The 16,137-nt window shown below is 57.7% G+C and carries 17 protein-coding genes; 6 read left to right on the top strand and 11 right to left on the bottom strand.

The window, feature by feature from the left end; genetic code table 11:
• Positions 1 to 12: 12 nt before the first annotated feature.
• Entirely contained in the window at positions 13 to 339 is a 327-nt protein-coding gene (hspQ, locus tag AC2FJF_RS17885) for a heat shock protein HspQ (RefSeq protein WP_108861127.1), read from the bottom strand.
• A gap of 80 nt (positions 340 to 419) precedes the next feature.
• Here hspQ and AC2FJF_RS17880 point away from each other — a divergent pair, with 80 nt between their 5' ends.
• Positions 420 to 1,301, top strand: coding sequence for an AEC family transporter (locus AC2FJF_RS17880; RefSeq protein WP_496726576.1), 882 nt, complete (start codon positions 420 to 422; stop codon positions 1,299 to 1,301).
• 60 nt (positions 1,302 to 1,361) lie between these two features.
• Positions 1,362 to 1,943 carry a transglycosylase SLT domain-containing protein gene (locus AC2FJF_RS17875; protein ID WP_496726575.1) on the top strand — a complete coding sequence of 194 codons (582 nt, stop codon included), beginning with the start codon at positions 1,362 to 1,364 and terminating at the stop codon, positions 1,941 to 1,943.
• 12 nt (positions 1,944 to 1,955) lie between these two features.
• On the opposite strand, the gene AC2FJF_RS17870 is transcribed toward AC2FJF_RS17875, so the two are convergent.
• From AC2FJF_RS17870 to AC2FJF_RS17855, 4 genes are all read right to left on the bottom strand, one after another.
• On the bottom strand, positions 1,956 to 2,552 hold the full coding sequence (locus AC2FJF_RS17870) for a LolA family protein (RefSeq protein ID WP_496726574.1): 597 nt from the start codon (positions 2,550 to 2,552) through the stop codon (positions 1,956 to 1,958).
• 40 nt (positions 2,553 to 2,592) lie between these two features.
• Positions 2,593 to 5,490, bottom strand: coding sequence for a DNA translocase FtsK (locus AC2FJF_RS17865; protein ID WP_496726573.1), 2,898 nt, complete (start codon positions 5,488 to 5,490; stop codon positions 2,593 to 2,595).
• A gap of 14 nt (positions 5,491 to 5,504) precedes the next feature.
• Positions 5,505 to 6,686, bottom strand: a complete 1,182-nt coding sequence (locus tag AC2FJF_RS17860; protein WP_496726572.1) for an aminotransferase class I/II-fold pyridoxal phosphate-dependent enzyme — start codon at positions 6,684 to 6,686, stop codon at positions 5,505 to 5,507.
• A 108-nt stretch (positions 6,687 to 6,794) separates the two neighbouring features.
• Positions 6,795 to 8,123, bottom strand: coding sequence for an amidase (locus AC2FJF_RS17855; protein WP_496726571.1), 1,329 nt, complete (start codon positions 8,121 to 8,123; stop codon positions 6,795 to 6,797).
• A 53-nt stretch (positions 8,124 to 8,176) separates the two neighbouring features.
• On the opposite strand from AC2FJF_RS17855, the gene AC2FJF_RS17850 reads away from it, so the two are divergent.
• Positions 8,177 to 9,439 carry an FAD-dependent monooxygenase gene (locus AC2FJF_RS17850; protein ID WP_496726570.1) on the top strand — a complete coding sequence of 421 codons (1,263 nt, stop codon included), beginning with the start codon at positions 8,177 to 8,179 and terminating at the stop codon, positions 9,437 to 9,439.
• Here the strand turns inward: AC2FJF_RS17850 and AC2FJF_RS17845 are convergent.
• From AC2FJF_RS17845 to AC2FJF_RS17830, 4 genes are all read right to left on the bottom strand, one after another.
• Positions 9,436 to 9,621 carry a Trm112 family protein gene (locus tag AC2FJF_RS17845; protein WP_109310669.1) on the bottom strand — a complete coding sequence of 62 codons (186 nt, stop codon included), beginning with the start codon at positions 9,619 to 9,621 and terminating at the stop codon, positions 9,436 to 9,438. The two genes, AC2FJF_RS17850 and AC2FJF_RS17845, sit on opposite strands and share 4 nt — an antisense overlap.
• Complete coding sequence (locus AC2FJF_RS17840; protein ID WP_496722019.1) at positions 9,618 to 10,259, bottom strand: LON peptidase substrate-binding domain-containing protein; 642 nt, start codon at positions 10,257 to 10,259, stop codon at positions 9,618 to 9,620. The genes AC2FJF_RS17845 and AC2FJF_RS17840 overlap by 4 nt, the downstream gene beginning before the upstream one ends.
• Before the next feature lie 27 nt (positions 10,260 to 10,286).
• A complete protein-coding gene (trxA, locus tag AC2FJF_RS17835; protein WP_496726569.1) occupies positions 10,287 to 11,204 on the bottom strand; it encodes a thioredoxin in 918 nt (305 codons plus the stop codon).
• A gap of 76 nt (positions 11,205 to 11,280) precedes the next feature.
• The gene (locus AC2FJF_RS17830) at positions 11,281 to 12,069 is read right to left on the bottom strand and encodes an exodeoxyribonuclease III (protein WP_496726568.1); all 789 of its coding nucleotides are present in this window, start codon (positions 12,067 to 12,069) and stop codon (positions 11,281 to 11,283) included.
• A 181-nt stretch (positions 12,070 to 12,250) separates the two neighbouring features.
• Between AC2FJF_RS17830 and AC2FJF_RS17825 the strand changes: the two genes are divergently transcribed.
• Positions 12,251 to 12,811 carry a hypothetical protein gene (locus tag AC2FJF_RS17825; protein ID WP_496726567.1) on the top strand — a complete coding sequence of 187 codons (561 nt, stop codon included), beginning with the start codon at positions 12,251 to 12,253 and terminating at the stop codon, positions 12,809 to 12,811.
• Positions 12,812 to 12,965: 154 nt separating this feature from the next.
• On the opposite strand, the gene AC2FJF_RS17820 is transcribed toward AC2FJF_RS17825, so the two are convergent.
• Complete coding sequence (locus AC2FJF_RS17820) at positions 12,966 to 13,652, bottom strand: response regulator transcription factor (protein WP_058272567.1); 687 nt, start codon at positions 13,650 to 13,652, stop codon at positions 12,966 to 12,968.
• Between the two features lie 161 nt (positions 13,653 to 13,813).
• Between AC2FJF_RS17820 and ribA the strand changes: the two genes are divergently transcribed.
• Both ribA and AC2FJF_RS17810 read left to right on the top strand, forming a co-directional pair.
• Positions 13,814 to 14,908: a GTP cyclohydrolase II gene (gene ribA / locus AC2FJF_RS17815; protein ID WP_496726566.1), complete on the top strand. Its 1,095-nt coding sequence runs from the start codon at positions 13,814 to 13,816 to the stop codon at positions 14,906 to 14,908.
• Positions 14,905 to 15,405: a L,D-transpeptidase family protein gene (locus tag AC2FJF_RS17810; protein WP_496726564.1), complete on the top strand. Its 501-nt coding sequence runs from the start codon at positions 14,905 to 14,907 to the stop codon at positions 15,403 to 15,405. The genes ribA and AC2FJF_RS17810 overlap by 4 nt, the downstream gene beginning before the upstream one ends.
• Here the strand turns inward: AC2FJF_RS17810 and AC2FJF_RS17805 are convergent.
• On the bottom strand, positions 15,389 to 16,048 hold the full coding sequence (locus tag AC2FJF_RS17805) for a YggS family pyridoxal phosphate-dependent enzyme (protein ID WP_496726563.1): 660 nt from the start codon (positions 16,046 to 16,048) through the stop codon (positions 15,389 to 15,391). The two genes, AC2FJF_RS17810 and AC2FJF_RS17805, sit on opposite strands and share 17 nt — an antisense overlap.
• Positions 16,049 to 16,137: the final 89 nt, after the last annotated feature.

Genomic DNA, 16,137 nt, shown 5'->3' with positions numbered 1-16,137 from the left:
GCACCAAATCACTTAGTTCAAATTAAAGTGCAGCGGGTACGCGCCATTCTCGAAAGGACCGAACATGTCAGGAATATCAGGATGCTCAACCGGTTCCCCGGATTGATCGGCAACCAGATTTTGTTCTGAAACATAAGCCACATAGAAGGATTGGTCGTTTTCTGCGAGCAGATGGTAAAACGGCTGATCCTTGATGGGGCGGCTGTCCTCGGGAATGGCCTGATACCACTCTTCTGTGTTGGAAAATTCCGGGTCCACGTCAAAAATCACCCCTCGGAAGGGATGCTTTTTATGGCGGACCACCTGTCCCAGGCGGTACTTGGCATTTGTCTTCAGCATTATCTCAGCCCCCAGAGATCTTACTACCTCTTTCCGGGCCGGAATGCCAATCATTGATCGGAAATTAAAGGAAACAGTCTGTGAACATCTTACTGACAGTGTTCGAAATTGTGGCACCGGTTTTCCTGCTGGCAAGCATCGGATTCACCTGGGTCATACTTGGTTTTGAGTATCGTTTGGAGTTTGTGACGCGCCTTGCCGTGACGCTTGCTGTGCCCAGCCTGATATTTGTAGCGCTGATGCAGACCGAGATTCCGGCAGGAGAGTTGACGCGTTTCACGCTGGCCGCAATAGCGGGTCATGTTGGGCTGGCCGTAGCATTTGGCGTTTTCGTTCGACTTTCTGGCCTTGACCGCCGTACCTACCTTTCGCCGCTAATTTTCGGAAATACTGGCAATCTGGGCCTGCCGCTATGCATTTTTGCGTTTGGCCAGGCTGGTTTGGGATTTGCGGTCATTTTCCTGGCCATCACCGCTTTGTTTTCCTTCACCTATGGCATCTACCTTGTCGCTGGGAAGGGTGCATTCGGTAAAGCCGCGCGTGAACCGATGGTCTGGGCAACCCTGCTTGGGGCCTTGTTTTTGTGGCAAGATTGGGAAACGCCTTTGTTCCTGACCAACACGCTAGAGTTGCTGGGCCAGATGGCAGTCCCGATGATGCTGATTACAGTAGGTGTCGCGATCGCAAGGCTGACAACGCGCAAATTGGGTCAGGCAATCTGGCTATCAGGCCTAAAACTGCTTGTCTGCTTTGGGCTGGGCTGGGCAATCGCGCGCGTCTTTGATCTGGATTCCATCGCCTTTGGCGTACTGGTCCTGCAGATGTGTACCCCGGTCGCGGTGACATCCTACCTTCTGGCCGAGCGATTTGACGCAGATTCAGACGCTGTTGCCGGGATGGTTATGGTGTCAACGGTGCTGTCCGTGGGCGCTTTGCCCTTAATTCTAGCGATTGTTCTATAACGATTGTGATTTCCTAAACTCTCAATCTGCGCTAGAATAAAGAAAAAAGGCACGAGGCACATGAGCAGAATTTTCTTTGTACTCCTTGGGGTGCTGCTTTTGGCATCCTGTGGTGGCGGGTCCAAACAGCCACCGAGCAGACTGAACGACGCGTGCAGCATTGCGCGCGAACGGCCTGATTTTATCAAGGCGTTCAAAAGCACCGAACGGAAATGGGGCGTCCCAATTCACGTTCAGATGGCGACGATCTATCAGGAAAGCCGCTACAAGCACGACGCACGCACACCGCATCAATACGTTCTGGGCGTGATCCCGATGGGCCGTCAAAGCAGCGCCTATGGCTTCAGTCAGGCGCTGGACGGCACCTGGGATGAATATCGTAAAGAGACCGGCAAGCGTCGCGCCAAGCGGGACCGCATCCGCGATGCGTCAGATTTCATCGGCTGGTACATGAACAAAACCCATCAGCGGAACGGTATTCACCCCACAGATACGCGCAACCAGTATCTGGCCTATCACGAGGGGCACACCGGCTTTGCCCGCGGCAGCCATAACAGCAAATCCTGGCTGTTGAACGTCGCCAATGACGTGGATGCACGCGCCAAGCTCTATCAGGCGCAGCTGGCGAACTGCCGCTACTGACAAGATTGCGGGTCAGCGATTGCCTGACCCGCTTCTTTTTGATCTTGAAAACAGATCGTTGCTGAGATTTCCGCCGGTACTCAGCTGCCCCAGCAGAACGGTCGTCTGACTGCCGGCATTGTCGTGAATGACCCATTTGCGCAGCTCGATCGGGTCCCCCGTAAACATCAGTTCAATCCGGCCGGATTCGGGATTTTTTGGGTCCCGAGCGGTAACAACCGTGGCCGTCCCATCAAAATCATGGGCAACCACCATGTTCGCCTGCCCCAGATTGACGTTGCGCGCCAACACCAGCGACAACGGGGTACGTTTTAGCGGATACTGCTCCGGCGGCTGGTTCGATTTTGGGTCAAAGATCTGCACCGTACCTGCACGCGCCAGAACCACAGCGCTGTTGGGCGGGTCATATTCGAACCGCATCTTACCGGGGCGTTCTATCCACAGCTTTCCGGTGCTCAGCGAGCCGTCATCGTTGACTTGTGTGAACGTGGTCTCAACGGTTTTGAGGCCATTGAGGTAGTTTGAGATTTGGGACAACGGCAGCTTATCAGCCGCCCAGGCCGCAGGCGCGGCGAGTGTCAAAGCAAGGGCAAAGGCAATCTGTTTCATAAGTTCCCAGATAAGCGCTCTGCCCTTGTTATTAAATATCCTATTGTTCAGGTACGAGGATTTCGCGTTTCCCGACATGATTTGCCGACGAAACAACGCCTTCATCCTCCATTTGCTCAACAAGTCGCGCAGCTTTGTTGTAGCCAATGGCAAGTTTCCGCTGAATGTACGAGGTCGAGCATTTGCGATCCTTAATCACGATCGCCACCGCCTGATCGTATAGCGCGTCTTCCCCGTTGGTGTTGCCACCGGTGTTGAGGCCCAATACGGCATCGATGTTGTCGGCTTTATCCTCGGATGGGCCGTCCAGTACGGTGTTCACATAGTCCGGTGGGCCGAACTGTTTCAGGTGGTTGACGATTTCCTCGACTTCCTCGTCCGAAACAAACGGGCCGTGGCAACGGGTGATCTTGGCGCCGCCTGCCATATACAGCATATCGCCCTGCCCCAGCAGTTGCTCGGCCCCCATTTCGCCCAGAATAGTTCGGCTATCGACTTTCGAGGTCACCTGGAACGAAATCCGGGTTGGGAAGTTCGCCTTGATCGTACCGGTAATCACATCGACCGAGGGGCGCTGCGTGGCCATGATCAGGTGAATACCCGAGGCCCTTGCCATCTGCGCCAGACGCTGGATGCAGGCTTCGATCTCTTTACCTGCGACCATCATCAGGTCGGCCATCTCGTCGACGATCACGACGATGTAGGGCATCGCCTCGGGCGCGAATTCTTCGGTCTCGAAAGTTGGCTCGCCGGTTTCGTCGTCAAACCCGGTCTGGACGGTGCGGCTGAACAATTCACCTTTGGCCAGCGCGTCTTTTACGCGACCATTGTAGCCCGCGATGTTGCGCACGCCCATCTTGGACATCTTGCGATAACGGTCCTCCATCTCGCCCACGACCCACTTCAGGGCGACAACCGCCTTTTTCGGGTCGGTTACAACGGGCGACAGCAGATGCGGAATGCCATCATAGACGGACAGTTCCAGCATCTTGGGGTCGATCATGATCAGGCGGCATTCGTCCGGTGTCAGCTTATACAGCAGCGACAGGATCATGGTGTTGATCGCGACCGACTTACCGGAACCGGTTGTCCCCGCAATCAGCAAGTGGGGCATCTTGGCCAGGTTTGCGACCATGGATTCGCCGCCGATATCCTTGCCCAGCGCCAGTGGCAGCGCGTGGTTACCATCACCGAAATCACGGCTGGCAAGGATTTCTCGCAGCACCACCATCTCACGGTTTTCATTCGGCAGTTCGATCCCGATCACCGAGCGCCCCGGCAGGGTCGAAACACGTGCCGACAGTGCCGACATCGAGCGCGCGATATCGTCAGCCAGACCGATAACCCGGCTCGCTTTCAGGCCCGGAGCAGGCTCTAGTTCGTACATGGTAACAACCGGGCCGGGGCGGACACTGGTGATCTCACCCTTGACGCCATAATCGTCCAGAACGTTTTCCAACATACGCGCGTTTTCTTCCAACGCCTCGTCGCTAAGGTGATGGCGCTGAATACTGGAAGGGTTGGACAGCAGGCTCAGCGGCGGCAGCTCAAAGTCCGAATGCCGGTCTTCAAAGGACAGCCCAGGCTGCGCTTCGGCCTGTGCACGACGCGACGGCGCAGGCGCGCGACGCACGGGCTGCGCCACCACGGGCTTGCGCGGTTCGGCCACTGGAATTTTCATCGCAGGGCGCGGGGCCGGTTCGGGCTCGGGCGTGTCTTCAAATACGGCCTCATCCTCATAGACGGGCTCGGGCGCAAAATCCTGATGCAGGGGTTCTTGCTGCCACTCGGGTTCAGGTTCTGCTGTCAGCATCGGCTCGGGTGGCAGTCCGTCCAAGGTCATCGGTGGTTCGGGCGGAAGCTCTTCCCCGCCTCTGGCGTTCAGAATCAACGGGTCCGGTCCGCGGCCACGCCCTTTGGTCAAAGGCAGGGTTGGGTCGACTTCAGGTGCCATCTCACCGGTAGCCACCTTACGGTTGCGCACGGCTGCGGAAATCTTGGACTTGATGCGATCTTCACCAGGCATTTCATCAAATCCGGCAACCGGGTCCCGGTCGAGCAGTTCCGGTTCCGGCATCGGATCCGGACGGCGGATCAGGCTGGGCATCCGTGCCAGAAGGCCAGGTTTGACGGGCTCGGGCTCTTCGAAATCCGGCTCTTCGAACATCGGATCTGCATAGGCCATATCATCGTCAAACACGGATTCAGCAGCCTCAGCGCGGGCGGCTTTACGCTCGTCCCACTGCGCCCGGCGATCGCGTGCGGCCTGCGCGGTGACTGATGCACTGCGACCCAGAAGGTTCATCAGCATGTCATAGGACATAACAAGACCCAGCAGGAAGGCGCGCAGACCCTTGCGCACGTCGGCCTTTGTGAACCCAAGAACGAATGTCCCTAATGCCAACATGCCAGTTGCCATCGCCAGCGACATCAGTTTGACCATGAAATGTGACGAAATCGGCAGCAGTGTCAGCAACGCACCCATTACGGTATCACCGAACAAGCCCCCCAGACCAAAGCTGTGGGTCGTGCGCCAGACCTCGCCCGGTACCAAAGTCGCGGCGTAGACAGAAACGATGGCAATCCAGATCGGCGCAAAGATAAGGCGGGCCACTGCGCGTTCCTCACCGAAGTGCCCCGCAAAGCGTACGCCCCAGCCAATCAACACCAGCGCGATGCTCCAACTGCCCCATCCGACGATCATGAACAGTGGCGCGGCGATCGACGCACCGATCCGCCCCATCCAGTTCTGCACTGGCGCGTCTGTCGACACCATCCAGTTCGGATCATCCGGCGTGTAGGACCAGATCATCGCGGCTGAAGCCAGCCCAAGCAGGATCAGGGCGATCCCGATCAGTTCCTTGCTGCGCCGTTCGATGGCGGCCTGTGTCGTGCTGTCCAGCAATGGATCGCGGTTGCGCGCGTTATATGATGCCATTTTGCCCTCGTACCTCACGAATAGATGCAGTCACGGAGCGTAATCAGCCCCTGCCGCAACTCTGTTTTTGGGGCCACCATTGCGACCCGGATAAATTGTTCGCCCGGGTTTTGCCTCGGATCACCTTGAGAAAGATATGCGCCCGGCAAGACCCGAACTCCGGTCTCCTGCCACAGCCTTAATGCCGTTTCTTCGCCATTTTCGACCGGCAGCCACAGGAAAAACCCGGCTTCAGGCGGCATATAGCCCTGCACGCCCGCGAAAACCTCATCCGCAATGGTGTACTTTTCCTGATACAGCGCGCGGTTCTCGACAACATGCGCCTCATCTGCCCAAACTCTTGCGGCGGCAGCCTGCAAAGGTAGCGGTAAAGGCGCACCTGCGTAGTTGCGTAACTGCTTGACCCTCTTGATGGTCTCGGGACCACCCGCGATCAGGCCCGAGCGCAGACCAGCCAGATTGGACCGCTTCGACAGTGAATTGAACAAGGTGATCCGCTCCGGATTGGCCCCTAGTTCCTGCGCAACGGTCAGTACACCGGTTGGTGCCGTGTCACGGTAGATCTCGGAATAGCACTCATCCGCGAAGATGCGGAAATCATAGGTCTCGGCCAGTTGGATCAGTTCGACCCAATAATCGCGCGAGGCGACCGCGCCCTGCGGATTGGCCGGAGAACAGATATAGGCCGCAACAGTGCGGTTCAGCACATCCGTAGGCAGGCTGGCATAGTCCGGCAAGTGACCGGTGGCGGCTGTTGCAGGCACAAAAACCGGCTCGGCCCGCACCGAAAGAGAGGCTACCATGTAAACCTGATAGAACGGGTTCGGGCACAGAATGGCGGGCTTTTCGCCATTTTTCTGCTCGGGGCACAGTGCCATCGCCGCGTTGTACAGGCCTTCGCGTGTGCCGTTCAACGCCATCACATTGGTGTCGGGGTCCATCGAAACGCCATAGCGGCGATCAATCCAGCCTGTAATCGCTGAGCGCAATTCGGGCGAACCTTCATTGGGTGGGTATCCCTGAAACCCGGCCGCGTTTTCTGTGATCACATCGGTGACCCACGCCGGAAAATCATGCATCGGCGCACCAATGGTCATGTGAATCACTTCGCCACCCGGCTGGTGATGATCCAACAGGGTGCGCAGACGCGGGAATGCATATTCCGGTAGGTCCGAAAACCGTTCGGGGAAATTCATAACTACTGCCTCAATACCGGGATCATTTCGCCCCGTTTTAAAGACAGATTACAGGTCGCACGCGGTTTCGTCCAGACAAAGAGGTGGCGATTCAGGGGATTGTGGCATTCAGGCCAACGCCACCTCGGCGGCTGATCCCAGCCGTAACAGGGCCTCTTCCGAGCCGGGATATCCCATCATCATCACGCCACACCCGGGTATTCCGGTCGGCAGTGTCAGTGCAGCCAGCCCCATCAGATTGCCGATACGAGTGTTGCGAAGAGCCAGCAGGTTTTCCGTGACATAGTAGTCATGATCATTCATCAACCGATCCAGATTCGGCGGCAGAATGGGGGCCGTGGGCGCAAGCACCGCATCAAACCCCGATGTTGCCGCATCCCATGCAGCCCTACAGGCTTTTAGCCTGGACCAGGCAGCGATGTAATCGGCACCCGTCGCGTTTTGACCCGACCGAAACCGTTCCAGAATCTCGGGATACATGGCATCGGGATTGGCTTCGATCACATCGCGCCACAGCCCATAGGCTTCGGTTGTGTAGAGAACGCCAGATAGCGCCATGGCGTCGTGCAGCTCGGGGACGTCCAGCGGAACGATCTCGACACCGGCCTCGGTGAGTTTTTCCAACCCATCCTCAAAGGTCTTGCGCGGTTCATCCCTCAGGTCGTCCTGCGCCACGGTCTGAAGATTGGCAAAGCGGCGGCCTTTCAGGCTGACACCGCGAAGATCCGGCGGAGAGCGCCCCTCCAGCAAGGCCAGCATATGAGCTGCGTCCTCGACTGAGCGGGTCAGTGGACCAACAGTGTCGAACCGCAGACACAAGGGCACTGTACCCTCAAGGCTGACACGCCCGGCGGTGGTTTTCAGCCCGACCAGATTGTTCCAGGCCGCTGGGATGCGCACTGACCCGCCCGTATCCGAACCGATCCCACAGGCGGCAAGGCCCCAGGCCACCGATGCGGCCGCGCCCGAAGAAGAGCCTCCGGATACGGCGTCTTCATCGTCAATGCATGGGGGCGTGCCAGTGATCGGGTTCAGGCCAAGGCCTGAGAAGGCCAGCTCGCTCATATGCGTCTTGCCCAGACAGACCGTGCCCATGGCGGTGGCGTTACGCACAACGACCGCGTCCATTTCGGGAACCCGGCCTTTCAGCAAGGCCGAGCCTGCCTCAGTCGCTGTGCCGGCGGTATCGAACAGATCTTTCCAGCTGATCGGCACACCATCCAGCAGGGACCGCCGCAGGCCCAGATTGGCGCGCTCCTGCGCAGCCTGCGCCTCGGCCCTAGCACGATCATGCGTAACGCGGGCATAGATCCTGTCGCGGTGCGGATGCGCGTCGATGGCGGCCAGATAAGTCTCGGTCAATTCAACCGGATCGATCTGTCCCATGCCGATACCCCGACCCAGATCACACGCCGTCATGGTCAGCCAGTCCTGCATCCCTGCCCCCTCTGGAAAAAGCACTTTGAGGGACGGTAGCGACAGGACCGCACATGGACAATCCCGAAAGGGCGCGCATATTGCAGGCCATGGAACACAACTCGGATATCCTGATCGTAGGCGGCGGCCTGAACGGCCCCGCCCTGGCCCTGGCACTGGCCCAGACAGGGCATTCTGTCACCGTCGTCGACGCATTGGCCGAAAAAGCCCGAAAAAACGCGGCTTTTGACGGGCGCGCCTATGCGTTGGCGCTGGCCTCGCAGCGGTTGTTGGATGCGATCGGTGTCTGGGACAGGGTAGCGGAACATGCCCAGCCCATGCTTGATATCAAGGTCACCGATGGGCATTCCGGTGCCGGCCCATCGCCGTTTTTCCTGCATTTCGACCATGCCGAGATCGAAGAAGGCCCAATGGGCTTCATGGTCGAAGACCGCCACCTGCGCCGGGCCTTTCTGGATGCCATGGTCGAGCAGGACAGCATCACGCAGATCAGCGGCAAAACCGTTGTCGCGCAGGCCTCTGATGATACCGGCGTAACGCTGACGCTGGATGATGGCACGACCATGACCGGCGGAATGTTGGTTGGCTGTGACGGGCGCCGCAGTGGCACCGCCGTGCGTGCCGGGATCAAGCGCACCGGCTGGGATTACGGCCAAACCGCGTTGGTTTGTGCCATTGAGCATGACCTGCCCCACAATGGCGTGGCGCATCAGTTCTTCATGCCCGCCGGCCCCTTGGCGATTCTGCCGCTGACCGGCAATCGCAGCTCAATCGTCTGGAGCGAGCGCACCGCAATGGCGCAGCACATCAACGCCATGCCCGAAACGGATTACCTGCAGGTATTGCGCCCGCGATTTGGTGATTTTCTGGGGGACATCCGTCTGCAGGGTGACCGGTTCACCTATCCATTGAACCTGACCATCGCCAATTCCTTCATCGGTGACCGTATGGCGCTGGTAGGCGACGCCGCCCACGGCATGCACCCAATCGCAGGTCAGGGTTTGAATGCAGGTCTTCGCGACGTAGGCGCTTTGGCGGAAGTTCTGACACTGGCTGGACGGCGCGGCGAGGATATCGCATCAGTTCTGGTGCTGGAGCGCTATCAGGAATGGAGACGGTTCGACACGGCGGCGCTGGCCATGGCGACGGATGTGTTCAACAAGCTGTTTTCCAACGACAACCCCATTCTGCGCTTCGGGCGCGACATCGGGATGGAGATCGTCGGCTCGGTCCCCGGGCTACGTCGCGGCTTTGTACGTGAGGCCGCCGGGCTGACCGGAGATCTGCCGAAACTTCTGCAAGGGCGCGCGATTTAATCCAGCTCGCGCGCTTCATCCACCAGCATGACCGGGATTCCGTTGCGGATTGGAAAGGCCAGATTGGCAGCTTTGGACACCAATTCCTGCTTTTCGGCGTCGTAATGCAAAGTGGTGTGCGTCTGCGGACAGATCAGCGCCTCAAGCATGTGACGATCAAATGGGTGTTCGGCTTCGGTCATTGCAGTTTTTCCTCGCTCGATCCGCCCCGCATGGCGAATTCAATCAATGTCACCAATGTCTCGCGGCGCGTGCGAAGGCAAGGTGCCTCAAGCAGCGCCTGTTTCTCTTCGGGATCGAAATCCAGCAGCATCGACAGAGAATTCACTAGCAGCTCGTCATCGGCATCCTTCAACGTGTCCCAGTCGGTCGAAAGCTGGCGCGAGGAAAAAAACCGTTCGAGCAAATCCAAAAACCGCGACCGATCGAACGCATTGTCCGCTTCGGCCTTGCCGAGATCGCGGTCAAACCCGTCCCATGAAACTGCACAGCGGCGATAAGGCGTAAACGCATCCAACTCGGACTTGATCCGAAAACGTGAGACGCCGGACAGTGTAATCAGGTACCGACCGTCTTCGGTTTCAGAAAACTGCGTCACACGCCCGGCACAGCCGATTTGATGCAGTTTGCTTTCGTTGGACTGACACGGATTCGGCTGGATCATTCCAATTAGCCGTTCAGGCGTTTTCAGCGCGTCGTCCAGCATTTGCAGGTAACGCGGCTCAAAAATATGTAGCGGCAAGCGAGACCGGGGCAGCAAAAGCGCCCCGGGCAATGGGAAAACGGATACCGTCTCCGGCAGGTCAGCGGGATGCATCATGTACCCGAGTGTAGCCCTGATCAGGAATTAGGCAAATATCATCGAGCTGAGCTTGCGCCGCCCGTTCAGAGCAATCGGATCATTGGCCTTCAGCGCGTCGAAAATGGTAAACAGTTGTGCCTTTGCCGCGCCATCATTCCACTCGCGGTCGCGGCGGAACAGTTCCAGCAATTGCGCGACCGCTTCTTCTACCTCGCCATTGGCGTGCAGCGCCTGCGCAAGATCGAACCGCGCCTGATGATTGTCGGCATCCGCCTCGACCGCCGCCTTCAGCTCACCCACCGGGCCTGCATCGGCCGCTTGTTTCGCCAGCTCAAGTTGGGCATGGGCTGCTTCAACCTCGGCCGAGGTTGAAATCTCTGCGGGTGCGCCGTTCAGAATGGCCTCGGCCTGCTCCAAATCGCCCGCGGCAATATGGGCACGCACCAGACCGCCATAAGCGGCGGCGTGGTTTGGATCTTCCCCCAGAATGGCGGAAAAGGTCTGCGCGGCATCCACAGCTGCGCCATCGGCCAGCATTTCTTCGGCAGCCAGAACAGCGTCATCCAACTGACCCCCTGGGCTTTCACCACCGGCGGCCTCAATCACTCGGTCCACAAACGCCTTGATCTCGGACCCTGGAACGGCACCCTGAAACCCGTCGACCGGTTGACCTTTGTAGAACGCGTATACGGTCGGGATCGACTGAACGCGCATTTGCGAGGCGATCATCTGTGCCTCATCCACATTGATCTTAACCATCTTCACCGCCCCTTTGGCGGCGGTCACGGCTTCCTCCAACAGCGGCCCAAGCGTTTTGCAGGGACCACACCATGGGGCCCAGAAATCCACGATCACAGGGATTTCCTGCGAGGCCTCGACAACATCGGCCATAAAGGTGGCCTCGGATCCATCCTTGATCAGATCGGCGGTATCGGGTCCGGCTGCGGCGTTCAGAAGGTCCATGGCATTCACTCTTTCGTTCGAATTTGGCCCCTATATGCAACTGCAAAGGGCAGAAACCAAGGGGAGAGTTGCAGGGTCAAAGGTCGAATGTCGCAAAGACCGGTGCGTGGTCGCTGGGTTTTTCCCACCCGCGCGCATCGCGCAGAACGCGGCTGGAGTGCCCCGCGTTCGAGATATCCTGCGTGGCCCAGACATGGTCCAGACGTCGCCCCTTGTCGGCTGCGTCCCAATCACGGGCGCGGTAGGACCACCAACTGTACAACTGCCCTTCGGGGATGTCCTGACGGGTGATGTCAATCCAGCCGCCTGCATCTTGTGTTTCGGCCAGCGCCTCAACCTCGATCGGCGTGTGTGAGACGACCTTGAGAAGTTGCTTATGCGACCAGACATCATCCTCGCGCGGGGCGATGTTCAGATCGCCAACCAGAATGGACTTTTCGGGCTTTTCGGCATGGAACCAGTCGCGCATATCTGTGAGGTAGTCGAGCTTCTGCCCAAACTTCTCGTTCTTTTCTCGGTCTGGGATGTCGCCACCGGCCGGGACATAGAAGTTGTGAATGGTGACACCATTTTCCAACCGCCCAGCGATGTGGCGCGCGTGGCCGAGACCTGCAAAATCCTTGTCACCGACTTCTTCCATCGGCAGGCGCGACAGGATGGCGACGCCGTTATACCCCTTCTGGCCCCTTGCAACCATGTGGGTGTACCCCAGTTCGGCAAATCCGTCGGTTGGGATCTTCTCAACCGGCGACTTGCACTCCTGCAAACACAATACATCGGGAGCTTCTTCCTGCAGTAATTTCAGCACGATAGGCTCGCGCAGGCGGACCGAGTTGATGTTCCAGGTAGCAAGAGTAAAGGGCATGGGGGATTCCTCTGTCGCGGTTGGGCGGAGGTTAGCGTGGTGTGGGATGGGGTGCCATGAGAAATGTGTGCCCGGGGTGAGCTTCTGCAAAAACGTAATTTGGGCTTGATGCCGACCTTGCTTTTGAGATCAGTTGAGACTTGAACCACTGCGCGGGCGTCTTATTGACGAGAATAATATTATGAAAAACAGAACTTATCTAATTCAGTTTGCGACCTCAGCCTTGCTGTCATTTGTCGCTGCAAATGCAGTCTTTGCCAAAGAAGTTCGTTTCTGGGACATGCCTACCGGCTGCAGTTGGACTGTGGAATATTCGAATGGCGACACTTGGGTCAACACCTTCGACGGGCAGCGATCTGGCAAATACATCGTCACCACAAAGGATAAATCTGGAAACAAAAACAGAGTAAAGACAACCGAGTACGACAAAGAAGGCTTGATGACCCAGCGCACTTGGGCGAACGGAAAGTGGGAGATGTTCGAACCACACAGTTGTTTTGGTGTTCCGGGAAAGTGTTCTTACACCTATCGAAACGCCGATGGTATCGTTTCACAAACAACGTCAAAGACCACTGTAGTAGGGCCTACACGTTATCGCGTTAAAGCCAGATCAGGTGAGGCAGGTACATACTCGGTTGATACTGTAACGACCACTCACTTTGGTCTTGCCTTGAGTTCAAAAAACAAGAACTTTTGGTCCAAAATCACCGAGTTCCGAAACTGTGGCATTGTTACTTCATAGGCCGCAGCCTAAATCCTCCCAACAAAAAAAGCCGGGCCATAAGGCCCGGCAGTCCAACAGGGAGGTGCATGTCATAACCCGGACATGCGCGGGTTGGGAGTACTCTAATTACACATCCAGAGTATCACTTTGATCCACGTCAATCCACCCGGAGTTACGAGACCAAGCGATATCCACCCGATTCTGTGACCAAAAGGCGCGCGTTCGATGGATCGGGTTCGATCTTTTGGCGCAGGCGATAGATGTGGGTTTCCAGCGTATGTGTGGTGACACCGGCATTATAGCCCCAGACCTCGTGCAGCAGGACGTCGCGGGCGACGACGCCATCTGCCGAGCGGTACAGGAACTTGAGAATGTTGGTTTCTTTCTCGGTCAGGCGGATCTTGCGATCCTCTTCGGTGATCAACATCTTCATCGCCGGCTTAAAGGTATACGGCCCCAACACAAAGACCGCGTCTTCGGATTGTTCATGCTGGCGCAACTGCGCGCGGATGCGGGCCAGCAAGACCGGAAATTTGAACGGCTTAGAGACGTAATCATTGGCACCGGCATCCAAACCCAGAATGGTATCTGCGTCGCTGTCATGGCCGGTCAGCATCAGGATCGGGCTTTTGACGCCTTGTTTGCGCATCAGACGGCACAGCTCACGACCGTCCGTATCCGGCAGACCGACGTCCAGAATGACCAGATCATAAATCGCCTCGCGCGCCCGCTCCATGGCGGATTGCCCATCCGCCGCTTCGAACACGTCGAAATCCTCGGTCATCACGAGTTGCTCGCTGAGCGCCTCGCGCAGATCTTCATCGTCATCCACCAGCAGGATTTTCTTGAGTTGAGCCATGTCCGGTCCTCCTAAGCCTTTTCCACCATTTGCGTGCGGAAGATGCAATCAACAAGATTTACTGCAATGGTCTCACGCCCTCGTGTCTGACGCAGAGGAATTGTTTCACTTTTTCTTCTGTTCGGGTTAGACGAAGACCAACACGTTACAGGGTAACATAGATGAGTCTTATCCCCGATATCTCGGAATTGCTGGCACGGGCCCGCGCGGATCTGCGTATGGGCGTTCCCGTCGTATTGACTGATGACAGCGGGTTCAGCGTCATAGCGATAGCGTCTGAGACATTAAGCGCACAACGGCTGGCCGACCTTCGGAACTTCGAAGGTCAGCCTGTGGTCGCGATCACCGTAAGACGCGCAGAAACGCTGAAGGCACGCGCCTATGATGGCGACCTCGCACGGGTGATCATCCCATCAGACACCGACATCGCATGGGTTCAGGCGGTCGCCGACCCCTCGGATGATCTGAATACCCCGATGAAAGGCCCCCTGATGTCCGAGCGTCAGGGTAGTGCCAACCTGCACCGTATTGCCATCGCTTTGACGAAGTCCGCACGCCTCTTGCCGGCCGCCGTGGTGGTTCCAATTGATGACGGTCGCGATTTTGCGGTGGCACATGGCCTGACCTGCATCGACCATACCCGCGCTGCGCCGCATCTGGCAGATCGAAGCGCCCTGCACGCGATTGCCGCCGCGCGCCTGCCAATGGAAGTGTCCGAGGCCGGTCGTCTGCATGTTTTCCGCCCCGAAGATGGCGGCGAAGAACACTATGCCGTAGAAATCGGGCGTCCGGACCGCAGCAAACCTGTTCTGGCCCGTTTGCATTCGGCTTGTTTTACGGGCGACTTGATGGGCAGCTTGAAATGCGATTGCGGGCCCCAACTGCGTGGAGCGCTTGCCCAGATGGGGTCCGAAGGCGCGGGCGTATTGCTGTATCTCAATCAGGAGGGGCGCGGTATCGGCCTTGCCAACAAGATGCGGGCCTATTTCCTACAGGATCAGGGATTTGACACGGTCGAGGCCAATCACCGATTGGGATTCGAAGATGATGAACGTGATTTCCGACTGGGTTCGGACATTCTGAAAGAACTTGGATTTTCGTCGGTTCGGTTGCTGACAAACAACCCGGCGAAAATCGCGATGATGGAAAAGACGGGCATCGCCGTGACTGAAAGAGTGGCGCTGAAAGTGGGTGAAACAGCCCATAACCGAGGGTATCTGGCGACCAAAGCCGCGAAGTCAGGCCATTTGTTGTGACACCGGACGATCTGGTGCTTACGCCACGCGGTGTCCGGTTTGCCGGTCGACTCTTTCCCTGTTCGGTCGGAAAAGGCGGTCTGACAAATGACAAGCGCGAAGGCGATGGGGCCACGCCGATCGGGGTACACCATATTGTCGGTATGCTGTTTCGGCCGGACAGGCTCACAGCTCCGACCGGATGGGCCATCCCAATAGGCCCCGGAGATCTTTGGTCTGATGATAGCGCGGACGGTCAGTACAACCAGATGGTCAGCGCGCCCTACGCGCCCAGCCATGAAAAGATGCGGCGCGCGGACCCCCTGTACGATCTTGTCATGATCACAGACTGGAACTGGCCGAACTCTGTGCCGGGCCGCGGGTCCGCCATTTTCCTTCACCAGTGGAGACGCCCCGGCTACCCAACCGAAGGCTGCGTTGCGTTTCGCCGCGATCATCTGCATTGGATCGCGCGTAGAATTTCCCCCGGAACGCGTCTGATTATCCCGCAGGTTTGACCCGCTCGCCAAAGATGGCGGACCCCACACGCACATGGGTGGCGCCCAGTGCAATCGCCTGCTCGAAATCACCGCTCATCCCCATCGACAAGCCCTGTAACCCGTTGCGTTCGGCGATCTTGGCCAGCAACGCAAAATGCAGCGAGGGTTCCTCTTCAACCGGCGGGATTGCCATCAGACCCTGAACCGGCAAATCCAGTCCGCGACACTCGGCGATGAAGGCATCTGCGTCAACCGGCATGATCCCCGCTTTCTGCTCTTCTTCTCCGGTGTTGACCTGGATGAAAACATCAGGGCAGTGGCCAAGCTCTTGCGCCAACCGCGCAAGTGTTTTCGCCAGCTTGGGCCGATCCACCGAATGAATCGCGTTAAACAGCTCCATTGCCTGCCGGGCCTTGTTGGTTTGCAGCGGTCCGATCAGATGCAGGTCAATCTCTGAGAATTTCTCTTTAAAGCCCGGCCATTTTTCGGCCGCTTCCTGCACGCGGTTTTCCCCGAAACAACGGTGGCCCTGGCTTAGCACAGCCTCAACACGTTCATTCGGCTGGACCTTTGAAACCGCGATCAGCTTTGTCGATCCCGCAAGTCGTCCGGCGGCGGATTCGGCCTTGGCGATGCGGGCAGTGATGTCGTGCAGCGACATGGAATTCCTTTCTCTGCTTTGAGGGCAGAAAAACACCAAGTCCGCGCAAAAGAAAAGGGCAGGTCCAAAGACCTGCCCTTAAACTTTGT

The sequence above is a fragment of the Ruegeria sp. CDSB013 genome, assembly GCF_059611165.1.
This window is presented reverse-complemented; position numbering and strand designations above follow the sequence as displayed.